Below are 17216 nucleotides of genomic sequence, written 5' to 3' on the forward strand. Positions count from 1 at the left end.
CGGTCAGCCTCGGGCCAGGGCGAAGTCGCGCGAGGGTCGCCAACCGCGCTCGTGGTCGTGGACGTAGAGGTGGAAGTCGGAGACGGTGAACTGGCACTCGAACGCGGCCAGCTCGGAGAACGCCAGGTCGAGGCGGTCGTCGGGCAGGTGGTGGGCCACCGTGACGTGGGGGTGGTAGGGGAAGTCGAGCGCGACGTCGAGCGGTCCGCGGCGTACGGCGTCGGCGAGCTGCTCGCACTGGGAGATGCCCTCGACCAGGCTGACGAACACCACCGGCGAGACGGGACGGAACGTGCCCGTGCCGCGCAGGTGCACGTCGAACGTGGCGATCTGGGACGCCGTCTCGGCGAGGTGCTCCTCGACGACGGCGAGCTCGTCGTCGATCTCGACGGGCGGGACCAGCGTGATGTGGGTCGGGATCATCGTCGCGGTGAGGTCGCCGACGGTGGTGCGGTAGTCCTGCAGCTCGGACGCCCACGGCTCGGGGATCGCGACGGCCACTCCGATCGTCGGCATCAGGCGACCCTAGCGCTGCGCGGGGGCCACGAAGCCCACCCGCTGGTAGACGTCCCTGAGCGTGGTCCGAGCCACGTCGCCGGCCTGCTCGGCGCCCTGGCGCAGCACCTCGCTCAGGTAGGCCTGGTCGTCGAGGAGCTCGAGCGTGCGGTCGCGGAACGGCGTCACGAAGGTGACCACCGCGTCGGCCAGGTCGCCCTTGAGCGCACCGTAGCCCTGACCGGCGTACTCCTGCTCGAGGTCGGTCACGGTGGTGCCGGACAGCGCCGAGAAGATGGTGAGCAGGTTGCTGATGCCGGGCTTGGTCTCGGGGTCGAAGCGGATCTCGGCCTCACTGTCGGTGACCGCGGAGCGGATCTTCTTGGCGCTGACCGAGGGCTGGTCGAGCATCTCGACGATGCCGGCCGGGGAGGACGCCGACTTCGACATCTTCGACGTGGGGTCCTGCAGGTCGGCGATCTTGGCGGTCGCCTTGAGGATGTAGGGCTCGGGCAGCCGGAAGGTCTTCTTGTAGCGGTGGTTGAAGCGCTGGGCCAGGTCGCGGGTGAGCTCGAGGTGCTGGCGCTGGTCCTCGCCGACCGGCACGTAGTGCGGGCGGTAGAGCAGGATGTCGGCGGCCTGCAGCACCGGGTAGGTGAACAGCCCGACCGACGCGGCACCCTCGCCGCCCTTGGCCGACTTGTCCTTGAACTGCGTCATCCGACGCGCCTCGCCGAAGCCGGTCAGGCACTGCAGCACCCAGCCGAGCTGGGCGTGCTCGGGAACCTGGCTCTGCACGAAGATCGCCGAGCGGGCGGGGTCGATGCCCATGGCCAGCAGCTGGGCGGCGGCGCGCAGGGTGCGCTCGCGCAGCACCTTGGGGTCCTGCTCGACCGTGATGGCGTGCAGGTCGGCGATGAAGAAGAACGGCTGGTGGTCGCGCTGGAGGTCGACCCACTGTCGCAGCGCGCCGAGGTAGTTGCCGAAGTGGAACGAGTCGGCGGTGGGCTGGATCCCGGACAGGACACGGGGCCGCGCCCCTCCCGCCGCCAGCGTGGGCACACTGACCTCGGGCTGGGTGGTCGCAGACATGGCGACCATTCTTGCCGATGCCCTGGGAGACTCCTGACGTGCCCACCGACCTGACGTTCTCCCAGCACCTGGCGGGCCTCCACACGGCCATGCTCGAGCTGGCCCGCCACGCCGGCCGGTCCGGCCTCGACGTGCCGGTCCCGTCCTGCCCGGAGTGGACCGTACGCCGCCTCGTCGGCCACCAGGGGGCCGTGCACCGCTGGGCGGCTGCGTCGTTCCGCGGCGAGGACCTGGAGTGGACGCCGATCGAGAAGGCCGGGCGCAGCAGCAGCGACCCTGTCGAGTGGCTGCGCGACGGGGCGATCGCGCTGGTCCGGACCCTGGTCGAGGCGGCGGACGACGCTGACGCCCCGGTCTTCCTGCACGACGCTGCCCCGCCCAAGCGCTTCTGGGCGCGGCGGCAGTGCCACGAGACGACCATCCACGCCGCCGACGTGCTGGGCGCCGCGCTCGGACGGCCGGCCCGGGCCGAGGAGACCTGGGTGACCCCCGACGTCGCCCTCGACGGGGTCGACGAGCTGCTGCTCGGCTTCGTCCCGCGCTCCACGTCGCCCCTGCGCTCCGCCGAGCCGGTGCGGGTCGCCGTACGCCCCACGGACGCGGCGCGCTCCTACTCCGTGCTGGTGACCGACGAGGCGCCGGTGACCACCCGGCACGACGACGGCGACGCGCCCGGCGACCTGGTCGTCGAGGGCACGTCGGCCCAGCTCTACCTGTGGCTCTGGAACCGCACCGACGAGCTCGACAGCGACGCCACCGACCTGTGGCGCACGATGATCGTGACCTGAAACCCGGGCGCGGAGCCGGGGTCCGGCGTGACAGGGTCGTGGCCATGGACGTCCCCATCCTCACCGACGGCACCGTGACCCTGCGGGCGCTCGACGACCGCGACCTGGCCGGGGTGCTCGAGCAGTGCCTCGACCCGGTGTCGATCGAGTGGACGCAGGTGCCGGTGCCGTTCGGGCTGGCCGACGCCGTCGAGTTCGTCGACGTGATCGCACCCGGCGCCTGGGCCGACGGGTCGCAGTGGATCTTCTGCGTCGACGCGGTGCTGCCCGACGGCTCGCGCTACGCCGGCAACATCGCCCTGCGCGACGAGGGCCACGGCCGCGCCGAGATCGCGTACGGCGCGCACCCGGCCGCCCGCGGCACCGGGGTCATGGAGGCCGGGCTCCGGCTGCTGCTCGAGTGGGGCTTCACGCAGCAGGGCCTGCAGACCGTCGTGTGGCGGGCCACCGTCGGCAACTGGGCCTCACGCAAGCTCGCGTGGCGCCTCGGGTTCAGCCTCGACGGCGTGCTGCGGCACTCCCACGTCTCACGCGGCGAGCTCGTCGACGCCTGGGTGGGCACCCTGCTGGTCGACGAGCCACGGGAGCCGTCCGGGCGGTGGCTGTCGGTGCCCGTGCTGGAGGGAGGCGGCCTGCGCCTGCGGCCCTTCGTCGACGACGACCTGCCACGGGTCGTCGAGGCGTGCTCCGACGAGCGCACCCAGCAGTGGCTGGGGCGGATGCCGGCGCCCTACACCGCGTCGAGCGCGCAGGCCTGGATGGCCGCCAACACCGAGAAGCAGGCGACCGGGCGATCGGTCACCTGGGCGATCACCGACCCGGCCGACGACGTGGCACTCGGGTCGATCGAGGTCTTCGACATCGCGCCCGAGGACGCCGAGATCGGCTACTGGTCGCACCCCGACGCCCGTGGCCGGGGAGTGATGACCGGCGCGCTGCACCTCGTCACCGACTGGGCGTTCGCCGAGCTCGGATTGGGCCGCGTGCGTGCGTTCGCCGCCGTCGGCAACGCTGCGTCACGTCACGTGATCGAGGCGGCCGGGTTCCGCCAGACCGGTGTCGAACGTCTCGGCACCGTCCTGCGCACCGGCCTCGCCGACGTGGCGATCTACGACGTGCTGGCGGAGGAGTGGTCGCGCCGCTGAAGCGCGAGTGACACGAGGACCACGACCAGGCCGGTGGCCGACAGCCCGATGCCGACCAGCGCCGGCGCCCGGTAGCCGTAGCCGGCCGCGATCACCAGGCCACCGAGCCACGCACCCAGGGCGTTGGCGACGTTGAGGCTCGCGTGGTTCATCGCGGCGCCGAGGGTCTGCGCGTCACCGGCGACGTCCATCAGCCGCAGCTGGAGGTTGACCACGAGCACCGAGCCGAGCGCGGTGACGAGGAAGGCGATCGGCAGCAGCCCCCACCCGGTCGGCGCGAGGAGGAACCACGCGACCAGCGCCAGGCCCATCCCCCCGGAGCCGAGAATCAGCGCGCGGAACACCGACCAGTCGGCCAGCTCACCGGCGACCCAGGTGCCGGCGACCATGCCGAGGCCGAAGACCAGCAGGAACACCGGGACCGCACCGTCGCCCAGCCCGCCGGCCTCGGTGACCGTCGGGGCGACGTAGGAGAAGACGGCGAACATGCCGCCGAAGCCGATCGCGCCGGCCAGGAGCGTCAGCCAGACCTGCGGCTTGCGGAGTGCGGCGAGCTCGCGGCGGCCGGTCGCGTCGGCGTTGCCGGGGAGCGAGGGGACGAACGCCCACAGCATCACGACGGTGGCCAGCGACAGTGCCGCGACCGCCCAGTACGCCGAGCGCCAGCCGAGGTGCTGACCCAGCCAGGTGGCACCGGGCACCCCGACCACGTTGGCGACCGACAGTCCGAGCATCACCGACGCCACGGCCCGACCCTTGCGGCCCGGAGCCGCGAGGTCGGCGGCGACCAGGGACGCGACCCCGAAGTAGGCGCCGTGCGGCAGCCCGTCGAGGAACCGGGCCAGCAGCAGCCAGTGGAAGCTCGTCGCGACCGCGCTGAACGCGTTGAAGACGGCGTACGCCGCCATCAGCCCGACCAGCAGGGCACGACGCGGCAGCTTGGCGCCGAAGAACGCCAGCAGCGGAGCCCCGACCACGACCCCGACGGCGTACGCCGAGATCACGTGTCCGGCGCTGGGGATCGACACCCGCACCCCGCCCGCGATCTCGCGGATCAGGCCCATCGTCACGAACTCCGTGGTGCCGATGGCGAAGCCGCCCAGCGCCAGCGCCAGCACGGCGAGGACGAAGTGCGGCGTGCGCACCGACGGCTCGGCCCGGTCGGCCCGGTCGGCCCGGTCGGCCCGGTCGGCCCGGTCGGCCGGGTCGGCTGCGTCGGTGGTGCCTGGCTCGGTGGGGGCGGTGGTCATGTCGGCTTCCGGTCGGGGACGTCCATCCTCCAACCGGCAGCCGAGCACGACCTATTCCGAGTCGGTGTGATCTCGGTCGTGGCTCAGCCGGCGACCGCCGAGGCGAGGTTGCCGAGGGACGCCTCGAGGGCCTCCTGCGGGACCAGCGGGAAGCTGAGCTTGGCGAGCAGGTCCTTGTCGGTCACGTTGCTCCAGTCGTAGACCAGGGTCACGTGGGTCGAGTCGGGCCCCTCGGCCTTGAGCTCCCAGACCCACTCCCAGCCGGGCGGCTCGGCGCCGGCCGGCGCGGTCTTCCAGGCCAGCAGCTTGTTCTCGTCGTAGCCGATGACGTGGTTGTCGGTCTGGTAGTCGCCGCCCATGTGGTCGCCGCTCATGTTCATCGTGAACTTCTGCCCGGTGCCGGTGATCCGGTCGGAGCGGTCGTCGCCGATCACGAACCCTGACCCGTCGAGCTCGGCGTGGCGAGCGGGGTTGGAGAGCACGTCGAACACGGCGGTCGTCGGCGCGTCGATGGTGCGGCTGACGGTGATCCTCTTGTCGTCGGTCATGTGTCCACTGTGGTCACGTCCGGCGACGGGGTTGACCACCCGTCGGGGTTAGCAGGCACTGCGCGGGTGAGCCCTCGTCCGTCGTATCCCAGCATCATCGGCGTCATGGACCTCGACGGGGCACGAACACTGGTGGCGGGCGCGAGCGGCGCCCTGGGTGGTCGCCTGGCGGACGCACTGCACGAGCGTGGGGCGCGGGTGGTGGTCGGCGGGCGCCGACGTGACTCGCTCGACGCTCTCGCGGACCGCTTCGGCACGCAGCCGGTGCTCTTCGACGCCGTCGACGGCGACTCGTGCCGCCGTGCGGTCGACGAGGCGGTCGATCAGCTCGGCGGCCTCGACCTGCTGGTGGTCGCGGTCGGCGTCGCCGCGTTCGGGCCGGCCGCCGAGGCAGACGCGGCGGTCGTGGACGAGCTGTTCGCCGTCAACGTGCTCGGCCCGATGTCGCTCGTGCGGGCCGCGGCGCCCGCGCTGGAGGACAGCGACCGTGGGCGGGTCGCGGTGCTGTCCGCGATCCTGGCGGACCTGCCGACCAACCAGATGGGCGAGTACTCCGCCACCAAGGCCGCCCTGTCCGCCTGGCTCGGGGTGCTGCGCCGCGAGAACCGCCGGGGCTTCGGCGTGCTCGACGTCCGCCCTCCCCACCTCGACACCGGGCTCGAGACCCGAGCCCTGGCCGGCTCCCCTCCCCCGCTGCCCGAGTCGTGGCCGGCGGGCGAGGTGGTCGACGCCGTCGTGGCCGCGCTGGCCGACGACACCCGGGTGCTCGGGTGGGACCCGAAGCTGAAGCAGCTGGTCAGCAGAGCTGCTTGACGTCCGCGACCGCCCGGTCGAGGTCGCCCTTCGCGTCCTGGACCGCGGTGGTGTCGACCTCCGCGCCCCGGGCGGCGTCCTCGGCCTGACCCAGGAGCCTCTCGACGGCTGACCTCGCGTCGGCGAGCTTGTCCTTGGTGTCCCCGCTGACGCCCTTCTCGGCCGTCGCCAGCGCGTCTCGGACGTTGCGCAGGTCGCCCTCGGCGGCCTGCGGGTCGGCGCCGATCTCGTCCACGGCGTTGCCGGCCTGCCGACCGGCCTCGTCCACCGCGCTGCGCGCGACCGAGCACGCCGCGTCGCCGGCGGCGTCCTTGGCGGCGTCCTCGGCCTGGGAGCAGGCGGTCAGCGCGACGGCAACGGTCAGGGTGACGGCGACGAGGGCACGGGTGGGGCGCATGGGGCCAGGGTGCCAGGTGGCCGGTGGCGGTTGCGTCATACGAGACGGCGGCGGGCGCCACCACGACGTATGACGTCCCGACCCCACGCTCACCCCGGCGTGATGACCAGGAGTCGTCCACAGGCCGCGTGCCGACGCCGTCGTCCACAGGCGGCGCCCGACATCGACGCGATGGTCGGCGTTCGAGCCGATCGTCGGTGCCATGCCCGATGCCCAAGCCCTCGCACCCCTGCGCCGTCGCCGTCGCCGTGCCCTGGTCGACGCTCTCTCCCAGGAGCAGGCCGGGATCGTCTCGCTCCGCCGGCTCTACGACGAGGGCATCACCCGAGGTGAGGTGCGGGCCAACGTGCGAGCTGCTCGGTGGCGACGGTGCGGCACGCACGCCGTGGCCCTGCTCACCGGTCCCCTGTCCGACGAGGCCAAGCACTGGGTCGCCCTGATCGAGGGCGGCCCGCGGGCCATGCTCGACGGCGAGTCGTCGTTGCTGGTCGGCGGGCTCCAGCGCTACCGCGTGCGCCTCATCCGCGTCACCGTGCCGCGCGGAGCGCGCATCCGCCACCGGGGGTCCTCGGTCGACATCCGGCAGACCCGGCGATGGCAGGCCACCGACCTCGATCCGGAGTCCCCGATCCCCCGCACCCGCACCCCGATCGCCGCGGTCCGGGCGTTCCTGTGGGCGTCGACAGCGCGGCAGGCCACCTTGGTGCTCACGATGGTCGTGCAGCAGGAGCTCGCCACCGTCGAGGAGATCGCCGAGGCGGCGCTACGCATCCGACGCGATCCTCGCCGCGACCTCCTGCACGCCGTCATCCTCGAGCTCGCCGGCGGCGTCCGCTCGCTCGGGGAGCTCGACGTGGTCCGCCTGTGTCGAGCCCGACATCTCCCTCCGCCGACGAGCCAGACCGTGGTGAGGACCACCGACGGCCGCTACTACCTCGACCTGCGGTGGGCCGAGTTCGGACTGGTGGTCGAGGTCGACGGCATCCAGCACACCTGGGCGGAGCAGGTCGTCCCGGACTCGTTGCGCCACAACGAGATCGCGCTCGGTGACCAGACCGTGCTGCGGATCCCCCTCCTCGGGCTCCGTCTCGCCCCCGACGCCTTCTTCGAGCAGATCGAGGCGGGACTGCGCGCGGGCGGTTGGACACCTGACGTGGCGGCCTGAGGAGTCGGCTGACGGGGGGCGGTCGGGCGGGTGGGCCTGTCGGACGTCATACGGAGCGGCCGCGCGAGCCACCACCTCGTATGACGCACCGGACGACCGGGGTGTCATACGAGCTGGCTCCCAGAGCCGCCAGGACGTATGACGCACACCTCAGCCCGCGAGGTGGCCCCAGGCCCCGGACAGCTCGCGCCACGGGCCGGAGGCGGCGACCTCGCCGTCGACGAGGACGACGACGGTGTCGGCCTGTTCGAGGGCGGCCCGCTTGGAGGTGGCGCCGATGACGGCGGCGCCGCGCTCGCGCAGGGCCGCCCACAGCTCGACCTCGGTGGCCGCGTCGAGGGCGCTGGAGACGTCGTCGGCGAGCAGCAGCTCGGTGTCGGCGGCCAGGGCGCGGGCCAGGGCGAGCCGCTGGACCTGTCCGCCCGAGAGGCGTACGCCGCGGTGGCCCACCACGGCGTCGGCGCCGCCGGCGTCGTCGAGGTCGCGCTCGAGGCGGGCGTCGGCGACGGCGCGGTCGAAGACGCGGTCGTGGCCGAGCAGGACGTTGTCGCCGAAGGTGCCGGAGAGCACCCGCGGGACCTGGGCGACGTGGGCGACCTGGCCGGGTCGCAGGAAGGCCTCGGCGTCGGTGACCTCGACGTCGTTCCACCGGATCGAGCCGGTGTGCTCGACCAGACCGGCCAGGGCCGAGAGCAGGCTGGACTTGCCCGACCCGACCTGACCGAGCAGCAGCACGAGCTCGCCGGCGCGCACGGTGAGGTCGACGCCGACGACCCCGCGGGTGCCGTCGTCGTGCACGGCCGCGACGTCACGCAACGTGAGGGCCTGCAGCGGGGTGCGGGGCACCTCGGCCGGGGCCGGGGCCGTCCCGGCGACCAGGTCGACGCCGGGACGCTGCGACACCAGGTCGACGCCGCCGGCCAACCGGCTGGACGCCTTCTGCCAGGCGCGCACGCCGGGTGCCTCGGTGACGACGGCGCCGGCCACCCGGCCGAACCAGTCGAAGCCGTTGACCGCGCCGGAGACGAGGATGGCGGTGGCGAGGTTCCAGCCGCCGAGGAAGTAGGTCGCCCAGGCAGCGACCACGCCGGCCTGGACCATCACCACGGGCACCCCGTCGAGGACGGCCTGCACCCGGTGCTCGAACACGGCGGCCTCGACCCGGCCCTGGTCGACCGACTTGAGGTGTCGGTGGACCGACGGCGTGGCGGCGGCGAGCTTGACGGTGCGTGCGGACTCGAGGGCCGAGACGAGCGAGCGGCCGAACCGGGCGCGCGCCGCCGAGGACTCCGCGGCCGAGCGGCCGGCGATCGGCCGGCCGAGCGAGGACGCCGCGGCGGACCCGATCATGACCGCGAGCAGCACGCCGCCGGCGAACAGGCTCTGGCCCGCGATGCAGGTCACCACGACGATCGCGAGGCCGTTGATGAAGTCGACCCAGCGGTCGGCGTAGCGCGCGTAGCGGTCGGCGTCCATCGAGCGCGCCACGACCTCACCGGGCGGGGTGCGGGTCAGGCGGTGCTGCTCGGTCTGGCCGATCAGCATCGACATCCGCACCCGCAGCATGACCTCGATCCACCAGCGCGGGTAGCGCTTGATGGCCTCGGTGATGATGACGGGGGCCGCCATGATGCACAGCGCGAGCGCGATCGAGAGCCACCACGTGGTGGGGTGTCCGCCGCGGCCCTCCTGGAGGTCCTGGACGAGGTTGCCCCAGACCCAGCCGGTGATCGCGCCGAACGCGCCCACCAGGGCCTGGAGCAGGAACAGCCCGGCAGCGAACGCGCCCCACCACGGCCGCACCAGCAGCGCGTGGGTGATGCCGCGGGCCAGGCTCGGGCCGTTGCCGACGACGGGCAGCACGGGAGGCTCACCGGTACGGCGGGCACCGCCCACCGCACCCGCCGGACCGACGTCGGCAGGGTCGACGGGGTCGGCGTCGACAGGAGCGACGCCCGCGACGGGCTCTGCGGGCTCGGCGGGCTCGGCGGTCGGGTCGATCTCGTCACCGTGGCTGGCGTCGAGGAGCCGGCGGAACGGCCCCGGCTGCTGGGCGAGCACCTCACGGGGTCCGGTCTGCACCACGCGCCCGGCCTCGAGGACCGCGACCAGCTCGGCGCGCGCCGTCGTGGAGAGCCGGTGCGCGACCAGGAGGCCGGTGCGGCCACGCAGCAGCCGATCGGAGGCGAGCACCACGAGCGACTCGGTGAGGGGGTCCATCCGCGCGGTCGCCTCGTCGAGGACGACGACCTGGACGTCGCGCACGAGCAGGCGGGCGAACGCGACGAGCTGCTCCTCCCCCGCGGACAGCGTCGTGCCACCGGGCCCGAGAAGGGTGTCGACGCCCTCGGGGAGGCCGTCGACCCACGCGTCGAGGCCGAGCTCGGTGACCGCGGCCAGGACGCGCTCGCGGGGCACGTCGGTGAAGAGCGTGATGTTGTCGGCCAGGGTGCCGGCCAGGATCTCGGTGCGCTGGGTGACCACGCCGACGGCGGCGCGCAGCTGCTGCAGGTCGAGGTCGAGGACGTCGACCCCGCCGACGAACAGGGTGCCGGGGTGGGGGTCGACCGCGCGCGAGACGAGCGAGGCCAGCGTCGACTTGCCCGAGCCGGTGCGACCGACCAGGGCGATCGTGTGGCCGGCAGGGACGTGCAGGTCGACGTCGCGCAGCGCGAAGGAGCCCTCGTCGTAGGCGAAGTGGAGGTCGCGCAGCTCGACGGCGAGGGAGCCCTCGGGCAGCGGCAGGCCCCCGACCGGCTCGGGCTCGGTGTCGAGCACCTGGCGCAGCCGGATCACGGCCCCGAGCCCGGCCTGCAGGTCGGGCAGGTGGCGGGCCATCTGGTCGACCTGGCCGACGAAGGTGCTGGTCACGAGGAACAGCGTCACCAGGCGACCGACGGACAGGTCGTCGTCGACGACCAGCGCGACCCCGGCGATGGCGATGCCGGTGAGCAGGGCGTGGAGCAGGAGCCCGGTGCGCAGGGTGATCTTGGTCTGCATGCGCAGCAGGTCGGCGAAGCGGTGGTGGACGGCGCCGGACAGCGCGGCCAGCCGGCGTACGACGTGGGCCTGGCCCAGGCTGGTGCGCAGGTCGTCACGGCCCGAGACACCCTCCTCCATCGCGGCGGCGTGGTCGGTCCAGGCCATCTCCTCCAGGACGGTGAGCCGCTTGACCTCGGGCAGCAGGGGCCGCATGACCCGCCAGGCGACGTAGCCGAAGATCGGGAAGAGGAACCACGCCGGCCACCAGGTCAGGCCGGCGACCACCCACATCGGCACGGCGGCGAAGACGGTGCGCAGCGCGTCCCAGACCTGGCGGCGCAGCAGCGCGCCGACCTCGTGCGTGTCGTCGTCGACCCGGTCGAGGACCTCGCCGACGGCCTGCTCGTGCAGCTCGACCAGGGGCTGGTGGAGCGCGGCCTCGAGCAGGTCGCCGCGCAGCTTGCCCTCGGCGCGGTCGACCACGGCCGACCAGACCGTGCGTCCGACGGTGTCGAGCACGGCCCCGCCGACCACCACCAGCGCAAGCAGCCAGACCAGGGCCTCGGTCGGACCGTCGGCGAGCGAGCCGGCGACCACGGTGCCGAGGGTCTTGCCGAGGGCACCCAGGAAGGAGGCTCCCATGGCCCACCCGACCGAGGCCTTGCGCAGCCGTCGCCAGTCGACCGTGCGGGCGGGGGTGGCGACCCGACCCGTCGGGCCCTCGGGGTCGGGCTTGGTGGGTCGCGCGGCGGTCGAGGTGTCGGTCATCGCCGTCGAACCTACGCGCTCCCACCGACAGTCTTCACCCCGGTTTCCGGGTGGTCGGGAGGACGTGGCGCGGAGCACTCGCACCCCGCCCGCCGAGCGGTGCGGGCCACGCCGGGCCGCGCCGGGCCGCGCCGGCCACACAGACGTCCGCCCCGCGGCGAGCCGAGGCTCACCGCGGGGCGGACGACCAGGACGGGTGGCTCAGAAGGCCGCGAGCGCCTCGTTGAGCGTGGCCGAGGGACGCATGACCTGCTCGGCCTTGGCCTCATCGGGGCGGTAGTAGCCGCCGATGTCGGCGGGACTGCCCTGGACGGCGTTGAGCTCGGCGACGATCGTGTCCTCGGCCGCGGCCAGCCGCTCGGCGAACGGCTTGAACACCGCGGCGAGGTCGGTGTCGTCGGTCTGGGCCGCGATCTCCTGGGCCCAGTAGAGGCCGAGGTAGAAGTGCGAGCCGCGGTTGTCGATGCCGCCGATCCGACGGGTGGGCGACTTGTCGTTCTCGAGGAACGTGCCGGTCGCCTTGTCGAGGGTCTCGCCGAGCACCTTGGCGCCCTTGTTGCCGGCGTAGTCGGACAGGTGGTCGAAGGAGGCGGCCAGGGCGAAGAACTCACCCAGGCTGTCCCAGCGCAGGTAGTTCTCCTTGACCAGCTGCTGCACGTGCTTGGGCGCCGAGCCGCCGGCACCGGTCTCGAACAGCCCACCGCCGTTCATCAGGGGCACGATCGACAGCATCTTGGCCGACGTGCCGAGCTCGAGGATCGGGAACAGGTCGGTGTTGTAGTCGCGCAGCACGTTGCCGGTGACCGAGATGGTGTCCTCGCCCTTGCGGATCCGCTCGAGGGAGTACGCCGTCGCCTCGGCCGGGGGCATGATCTCGATGGTCAGGCCGTCGGTGTCGTGCTCGGGCAGGTAGGCCTCGACCTTGGCGATCAGGTTGGCGTCGTGGGCGCGGTTGGCGTCGAGCCAGAAGACGGCCGGGGTGCCGCTGGCGCGGGCCCGGGTGACGGCGAGCTTGACCCAGTCACGGATGGGGGCGTCCTTGGTCTGGCAGGCCCGCCAGATGTCGCCGGGCTGCACGTCGTGCTCGATCAGGACGTCGCCGTTGCTCGCGACGACCCGGACGGTGCCGGCGGCCGGCACCTCGAAGGTCTTGTCGTGCGAGCCGTACTCCTCGGCCGCCTTGGCCATCAGCCCGACGTTGGGCACCGAGCCCATCGTGGCCGGGTCGAAGGCGCCGTGGGCGCGGCAGTCGTCGAGCACCGTCTGGTAGACGCCGGCGTAGGACGAGTCGGGGATCACCGCGAGGGTGTCGGCCTCCTCGCCGTCGGGGCCCCACATGTGGCCCGACTGGCGGATCATCGCCGGCATCGAGGCGTCGATGATCACGTCGCTCGGCACGTGCAGGTTGGTGATGCCCTTGTCGGAGTCGACCATCGCGATGGCTGGGCCCTCGGCCAGGCCCTGGGTCACCGCGGCGCGGATCGCCTCGCCCTCGGGCAGCGAGTCGGCCGCCGCGAGCAGCGCGCCCAGGCCGTCGTTGGGGCTGATGCCCGCGGCCTTGAGCTGCTCGCCGTACTGGTCGAAGAGCGTCGGGAAGAACGCCTGCACGACGTGGCCGAAGATGATCGGGTCGCTGACCTTCATCATCGTCGCCTTGAGGTGGGCGGAGAACAGCACACCGTCGGCCTTGGCGCGGGCGATCTGCTCGGTCAGGAAGCGGCGCAGCGCGGCGACGTCCATGAACGTGCCGTCGACGACCTCGCCGGCCAGGACCTTGGTCTCGGCCTTCAGCACGGTGACCGTGCCGTCGACGCCGACGTGCTCGATGCGCAGGGTGTCGTCGGCGGGGATCACCACGGACTTCTCGTTGGAGAAGAAGTCGTGCTCGCCCATGGTGGCGACATTGGTCCTGGAGTCGGCCGACCAGGCCCCCATGCGGTGCGGGTGGGCCTTGGCGTAGTTCTTGACCGACAGCGGCGCACGTCGGTCGGAGTTGCCCTCACGCAGCACGGGATTGACCGCGGAGCCCTTGGTCCGGTCGTACTTGGCGCGGACCTCGCGGTCCTCCTCGGAGGACGCGCTCTCGGGGTAGTCGGGCAGGTCGAAGCCCTGGTCCTGCAGCTCCTTGATGACGGCCTTGAGCTGGGGCACCGACGCCGAGACGTTGGGCAGCTTGATGATGTTGGCCTCGGGCCGGGTCGCCAGCTCGCCGAGCTCGGCGAGGGCGTCGTCGGCGAGACCGAACTGCGCCAGGACCCGCCCGGCCAGGGAGATGTCGCGCGTCTCGACGTCGACGCCCGCCTTGGCGGCGTACGCCGCGATGATCGGCAGCAGGGAGTACGTCGCCAGCAGCGGCGCCTCGTCGGTGTGGGTGTAGATGATCTTCGACGTGTCAGCCATGGGTGGTGATCAGCTCCTGGGCGATCGAGGTGGGACGATCGAATGGTTTCTTGACGTCAAGATACCTGACGTCCCGGGCCGGGCCTCAGTCCGTCGGGCCCAGCCTGCCAGCCGGGGCAGCACCGGCGCACGCCTGCGCCCCACTAGAGTCGGGCCACTCAGGTTTGGCCCCCCAGTCCGAAGGGCAGTCCCCGCGCCATGGAAGCAACCCCACCCACCACCGTCCACAAGCTCGCCGGCGAGGCGATCGGCACGCTGATCCTCGTGGTCGCCGCCTGCGCGAGCACGATCGGGACCACCGGCGTCAACCCGGCCGCTGCCGGCTTCGCGCTCGTCGCCCTGACCTACGCGTTCGGGCGGTTCGCGGGCGGTCACTTCAACCCGGCCGTCACGCTCGGCTCGATCCTCGCCGGCCGCACCGCGTGGTCCGAGGGCGGCAAGCTCATCGGCGCCCAGTTCGTCGGTGGCCTCGTGGGCGGGCTGCTCCTGCTGATCTTCGCCTTCGGCAACGACGGCTTCGAGGCCTTCGACACCCCCCTGGGCACCAACGGCTGGGGAGACGACGGCACCGGCTACGCCCTGTGGGCAGCGCTCCTGCTGACCCTCGTGGTGACCATGTTCTTCGTCCTCATCTGGCTCGCCCTCACCGACGTGCGCAACGAGATCGTCACGTTCGCCCCGCTCGCGATCGGCCTGGCGCTCGTCGCCGCCCTGACCGCGACCTCGGCCGCCACCGGCGGCACGGTCAACCCCGCGCAGTCGCTGGGCACCGCGGTGTTCTCCGGGTCCGACCCGCTGATCCAGGTGTGGGTCTTCCTGATCGGCACGATCCTCGGTGGCGTCGCTGCCGGTTTCGCCTACCCCGCGCTCTTCGGCGCCGACCGCGACAAGGTGCCCGGCTCGGGCCTCGACTTCGGCGGCCCCAAGGCCCCGCAGCAGAACTTCGGCCCCGGCGGCTACCAGCAGCAGTGGAACCAGCCCGGCGGCTACCAGCAGCCCGGCGGCTACCAGCAGCCCGGTCAGCCCGGTCAGCCCGACCAGTTCGCCCAGCCGCAGTCCGGCGGCTACTCCGCGCCGGCCGCTCAGGCGGCGACGCCCCAGCCGGCCGCCGAGCCGCCGATCATCCAGGACGGGTGGCAGTGGGACCCGCAGGCCCAGCAGTGGATCCCCGCCCAGCAGCAGGCGCCGCAGCAGTCGTGGCCCAACCCGGCCAGCGGTGAGCAGACGCAGGTCCGCCCCAACGACGGAGTCTGACCCCGACCACGCCCTGCACGCGCCCTACTCGCCCGCCTCCTGGCGGGCCAGCACGACCGAACCGGTGTCGGTCTCGACGAGGTCGAGGCCGACACCGTTCGTGTAGGTGGACCGGGTGACGACCCCGTCGGTGACGTCCTGGACCACGACGCTGTCGCGGTCGACCGAGAGGACCGTCGAGCGCAGGTCCTGGCCCGGGACGTCCGCGCGCCGGTAGCCGTCGCCACGGCGCGGCGAGGCCGCCATGACCAGGCCCGCCACGGCACCCCCGGAGCCGGCCCGCCAGGTCGCGCCGGGGGCCGCGTGGCCGAACCACCACACGTCCCCGAGGGCGTCCTGGGCGTAGAGGTCGGTCACACCGTCGAGCGTGACGGCGGTGGTGGGGACCCCGCCCACGTCGGGCCCCTTGCTGACGACCCGCTCGACCCGCGACCCGCTGCCGTCGGCGTACGTCGCGTCGTCGAGGCCGAACCACGGGTTGTCGATCGCGTCGACGAAGTCGGCCGGACCAGGTGACGGGGTCGGGATCACGAGCTCGTCGACGCCGGTCGAGGGGCTCGGGGCAGAGCCCGTGGAGCAGGCCGTCGTCCCTCCCAGGACGAGAGCCACCGCCACACCCACCCGCACCACTCGTCTGCGCACGGCCCCATCGTCGCTCAACGTCGGCGCGCTGCTAGCGTCGGGAGGCGTCAGCCACCCACCTTTCCTCGTCCCAGGAGTCCACGTGAGCTCTGCTCCGTTGAAGGTCGCCGTCACCGGCGCCGCCGGCCAGATCGGCTACAGCCTGCTCTTCCGTCTCGCGAGCGGCGCGCTCACGAACGGCCGTCCGATCGAGCTGCGACTGCTCGAGATCACCCCGGCCCTCAAGGCGCTCGAGGGGGTCGTGATGGAGCTCGACGACTGCGCCTTCCCGAGCCTCGCGGGTGTCGAGATCGGTGACGACGCCGAGAAGATCTTCGACGGCGTCAACCTCGCCCTGCTGGTCGGCGCGCGCCCGCGCGGCCCGGGCATGGAGCGCGGCGACCTGCTCTCGGCCAACGGGGCGATCTTCACCGCGCAGGGCAAGGCCCTCAACGCGGTCGCGGCCGACGACGTCCGCATCGGGGTCACCGGCAACCCGGCCAACACCAACGCCCTGATCGCCCACAAGAACGCCCCCGACATCCCGGCCGAGCGGTTCTCGGCGCTGACCCGCCTCGACCACAACCGGGCGATCTCGCAGCTCGCCGCCAAGACCGGCGCCCCCGTCACCGACATCACCAAGATGACGATCTGGGGCAACCACTCCGCCACCCAGTACCCCGACCTGTTCCACGCCGAGGTCGCCGGCAAGAACGCCGCCGAGACCGTGGGCGACCAGGACTGGCTCGAGAACACCTTCATCCCGACGGTCGCCAAGCGCGGCGCCGCGATCATCGAGGCGCGTGGCTCCTCCTCGGCCGCGTCGGCCGCCTCGGCCACCGTCGACGCCGCCCGCGACTGGCTCTTCGGCTCGGCCGAGGGCGACTGGGTCTCGATGGCGGTCGTGTCCGACGGTTCCTACGGCGTCCCCGAGGGTCTCGTGTCCTCGTTCCCCGTCACCACCAAGGACGGCGACTGGTCGATCGTCCAGGGCCTCGACATCGACGACTTCTCGCGCGCCCGCATCGACGCCTCGGTCGCCGAGCTCGCCGACGAGCGCGACGCGGTCACCGAGCTCGGCCTCATCTAGGCCCCATCAGCTCACACCACATCGACCCGTCGCCCGTGGGCGACGGGTCGATGTGGTTTTCAGGGCTGGTCGGGGATCGACCCGGCCAGCCACCACAGCGACGTCCCCACGACCAGCAGGAGCAGCACGTCGATCGAGCGGCGGCGTACGGCGAGCATGCCGGCGTCGTCCTGTCGCAGGACCAGGCGGAGCACGCCGGCCGCGATCAACGCCGAGGCCAGCACCCGGACGCCGACGCGCCAGTCGCCGAGCACGATCACCAGGAACGCGGTGCCGGAGGCGGCCAGGACGCCGAGGTAGAAGACGCCACCGATGCGCTCGGGCCAGAGCCGTCGGCGCCGACGGGGCGCGACGGCCTCGTCGATCGGCTCCGGCACGGCGGCGGGCTCCACGGGGTCGGTCACCGGG

At 72.8% G+C, this 17216-nt stretch carries 15 protein-coding genes; 6 read left to right on the forward strand and 9 right to left on the reverse strand.

The window, feature by feature from the left end; all coding sequences use genetic code 11:
- Window positions 1-3: 3 nt before the first annotated feature.
- Window positions 4-516, reverse strand: a complete 513-nt coding sequence (locus tag FJQ56_RS02675) for a 2'-5' RNA ligase family protein (RefSeq protein ID WP_140007649.1) — start codon at window positions 514-516, stop codon at window positions 4-6.
- Window positions 517-525: 9 nt separating this feature from the next.
- Window positions 526-1587 carry a tryptophan--tRNA ligase gene (gene trpS / locus FJQ56_RS02680; RefSeq protein ID WP_140007650.1) on the reverse strand — a complete coding sequence of 354 codons (1062 nt, stop codon included), beginning with the start codon at window positions 1585-1587 and terminating at the stop codon, window positions 526-528.
- Window positions 1588-1625: 38 nt separating this feature from the next.
- On the opposite strand from trpS, the gene FJQ56_RS02685 reads away from it, so the two are divergent.
- Both FJQ56_RS02685 and FJQ56_RS02690 read left to right on the forward strand, forming a co-directional pair.
- Window positions 1626-2375: a maleylpyruvate isomerase family mycothiol-dependent enzyme gene (locus FJQ56_RS02685; protein ID WP_211350730.1), complete on the forward strand. Its 750-nt coding sequence runs from the start codon at window positions 1626-1628 to the stop codon at window positions 2373-2375.
- Window positions 2376-2419: 44 nt separating this feature from the next.
- Window positions 2420-3520, forward strand: coding sequence for a GNAT family N-acetyltransferase (locus tag FJQ56_RS02690; RefSeq protein ID WP_140007652.1), 1101 nt, complete (start codon window positions 2420-2422; stop codon window positions 3518-3520).
- Here FJQ56_RS02690 and FJQ56_RS02695 read toward each other — a convergent pair.
- Both FJQ56_RS02695 and FJQ56_RS02700 read right to left on the reverse strand, forming a co-directional pair.
- Window positions 3484-4770 carry an MFS transporter gene (locus tag FJQ56_RS02695; protein WP_140007653.1) on the reverse strand — a complete coding sequence of 429 codons (1287 nt, stop codon included), beginning with the start codon at window positions 4768-4770 and terminating at the stop codon, window positions 3484-3486. The two genes, FJQ56_RS02690 and FJQ56_RS02695, sit on opposite strands and share 37 nt — an antisense overlap.
- Window positions 4771-4853: 83 nt before the next feature.
- Window positions 4854-5318 carry an SRPBCC family protein gene (locus tag FJQ56_RS02700; RefSeq protein WP_140007654.1) on the reverse strand — a complete coding sequence of 155 codons (465 nt, stop codon included), beginning with the start codon at window positions 5316-5318 and terminating at the stop codon, window positions 4854-4856.
- Window positions 5319-5423: 105 nt separating this feature from the next.
- Between FJQ56_RS02700 and FJQ56_RS02705 the strand changes: the two genes are divergently transcribed.
- Window positions 5424-6131 (forward strand): SDR family NAD(P)-dependent oxidoreductase, encoded by a 708-nt coding sequence (locus tag FJQ56_RS02705; protein ID WP_140007655.1) that lies wholly within the window; start codon window positions 5424-5426, stop codon window positions 6129-6131.
- On the opposite strand, the gene FJQ56_RS21980 is transcribed toward FJQ56_RS02705, so the two are convergent.
- Complete coding sequence (locus tag FJQ56_RS21980) at window positions 6115-6528, reverse strand: hypothetical protein (protein ID WP_170215235.1); 414 nt, start codon at window positions 6526-6528, stop codon at window positions 6115-6117. The genes FJQ56_RS02705 and FJQ56_RS21980 overlap by 17 nt on opposite strands.
- A gap of 202 nt (window positions 6529-6730) precedes the next feature.
- On the opposite strand from FJQ56_RS21980, the gene FJQ56_RS02715 reads away from it, so the two are divergent.
- Complete coding sequence (locus FJQ56_RS02715) at window positions 6731-7693, forward strand: PDDEXK family nuclease (RefSeq protein WP_140007656.1); 963 nt, start codon at window positions 6731-6733, stop codon at window positions 7691-7693.
- Between the two features lie 150 nt (window positions 7694-7843).
- Here the strand turns inward: FJQ56_RS02715 and FJQ56_RS02720 are convergent, their stop codons facing one another.
- Entirely contained in the window at window positions 7844-11443 is a 3600-nt protein-coding gene (locus FJQ56_RS02720; protein ID WP_140007657.1) for an ATP-binding cassette domain-containing protein, read from the reverse strand.
- A gap of 201 nt (window positions 11444-11644) precedes the next feature.
- Window positions 11645-13843, reverse strand: coding sequence for an NADP-dependent isocitrate dehydrogenase (locus FJQ56_RS02725; protein WP_140007658.1), 2199 nt, complete (start codon window positions 13841-13843; stop codon window positions 11645-11647).
- Between the two features lie 198 nt (window positions 13844-14041).
- Here FJQ56_RS02725 and FJQ56_RS02730 point away from each other — a divergent pair, with 198 nt between their 5' ends.
- Window positions 14042-15097 carry an aquaporin gene (locus tag FJQ56_RS02730; RefSeq protein ID WP_140007659.1) on the forward strand — a complete coding sequence of 352 codons (1056 nt, stop codon included), beginning with the start codon at window positions 14042-14044 and terminating at the stop codon, window positions 15095-15097.
- Between the two features lie 24 nt (window positions 15098-15121).
- Here FJQ56_RS02730 and FJQ56_RS02735 read toward each other — a convergent pair whose 3' ends face one another.
- The gene (locus FJQ56_RS02735) at window positions 15122-15706 is read right to left on the reverse strand and encodes a hypothetical protein (RefSeq protein ID WP_170215236.1); all 585 of its coding nucleotides are present in this window, start codon (window positions 15704-15706) and stop codon (window positions 15122-15124) included.
- A 115-nt stretch (window positions 15707-15821) separates the two neighbouring features.
- Here FJQ56_RS02735 and FJQ56_RS02740 point away from each other — a divergent pair, with 115 nt between their 5' ends.
- Window positions 15822-16808: a malate dehydrogenase gene (locus FJQ56_RS02740; RefSeq protein WP_140007661.1), complete on the forward strand. Its 987-nt coding sequence runs from the start codon at window positions 15822-15824 to the stop codon at window positions 16806-16808.
- A gap of 59 nt (window positions 16809-16867) precedes the next feature.
- Here the strand turns inward: FJQ56_RS02740 and FJQ56_RS02745 are convergent, their stop codons facing one another.
- Window positions 16868-17212, reverse strand: a complete 345-nt coding sequence (locus FJQ56_RS02745; RefSeq protein ID WP_170215237.1) for a DUF3017 domain-containing protein — start codon at window positions 17210-17212, stop codon at window positions 16868-16870.
- Window positions 17213-17216: the final 4 nt, after the last annotated feature.

This window comes from Nocardioides plantarum (assembly GCF_006346395.1).
GTDB classification, from domain to species: domain Bacteria; phylum Actinomycetota; class Actinomycetes; order Propionibacteriales; family Nocardioidaceae; genus Nocardioides; species Nocardioides plantarum.

Coding starts and splice junctions, on each gene's coding strand:
- FJQ56_RS02725 (WP_140007658.1), bottom strand. CDS start 13,843: ATGGCTGACACGTCGAAGATCATCTACACCCACACCGACGAGGCGCCG.
- FJQ56_RS02730 (WP_140007659.1), top strand. CDS start 14,042: ATGGAAGCAACCCCACCCACCACCGTCCACAAGCTCGCCGGCGAGGCG.
- FJQ56_RS21980 (WP_170215235.1), bottom strand. CDS start 6,528: ATGCGCCCCACCCGTGCCCTCGTCGCCGTCACCCTGACCGTTGCCGTC.
- FJQ56_RS02700 (WP_140007654.1), bottom strand. CDS start 5,318: ATGACCGACGACAAGAGGATCACCGTCAGCCGCACCATCGACGCGCCG.
- FJQ56_RS02720 (WP_140007657.1), bottom strand. CDS start 11,443: ATGACCGACACCTCGACCGCCGCGCGACCCACCAAGCCCGACCCCGAG.
- trpS (WP_140007650.1), bottom strand. CDS start 1,587: ATGTCTGCGACCACCCAGCCCGAGGTCAGTGTGCCCACGCTGGCGGCG.
- FJQ56_RS02695 (WP_140007653.1), bottom strand. CDS start 4,770: ATGACCACCGCCCCCACCGAGCCAGGCACCACCGACGCAGCCGACCCG.
- FJQ56_RS02705 (WP_140007655.1), top strand. CDS start 5,424: ATGGACCTCGACGGGGCACGAACACTGGTGGCGGGCGCGAGCGGCGCC.
- FJQ56_RS02690 (WP_140007652.1), top strand. CDS start 2,420: ATGGACGTCCCCATCCTCACCGACGGCACCGTGACCCTGCGGGCGCTC.
- FJQ56_RS02675 (WP_140007649.1), bottom strand. CDS start 516: ATGCCGACGATCGGAGTGGCCGTCGCGATCCCCGAGCCGTGGGCGTCC.
- FJQ56_RS02715 (WP_140007656.1), top strand. CDS start 6,731: ATGCCCGATGCCCAAGCCCTCGCACCCCTGCGCCGTCGCCGTCGCCGT.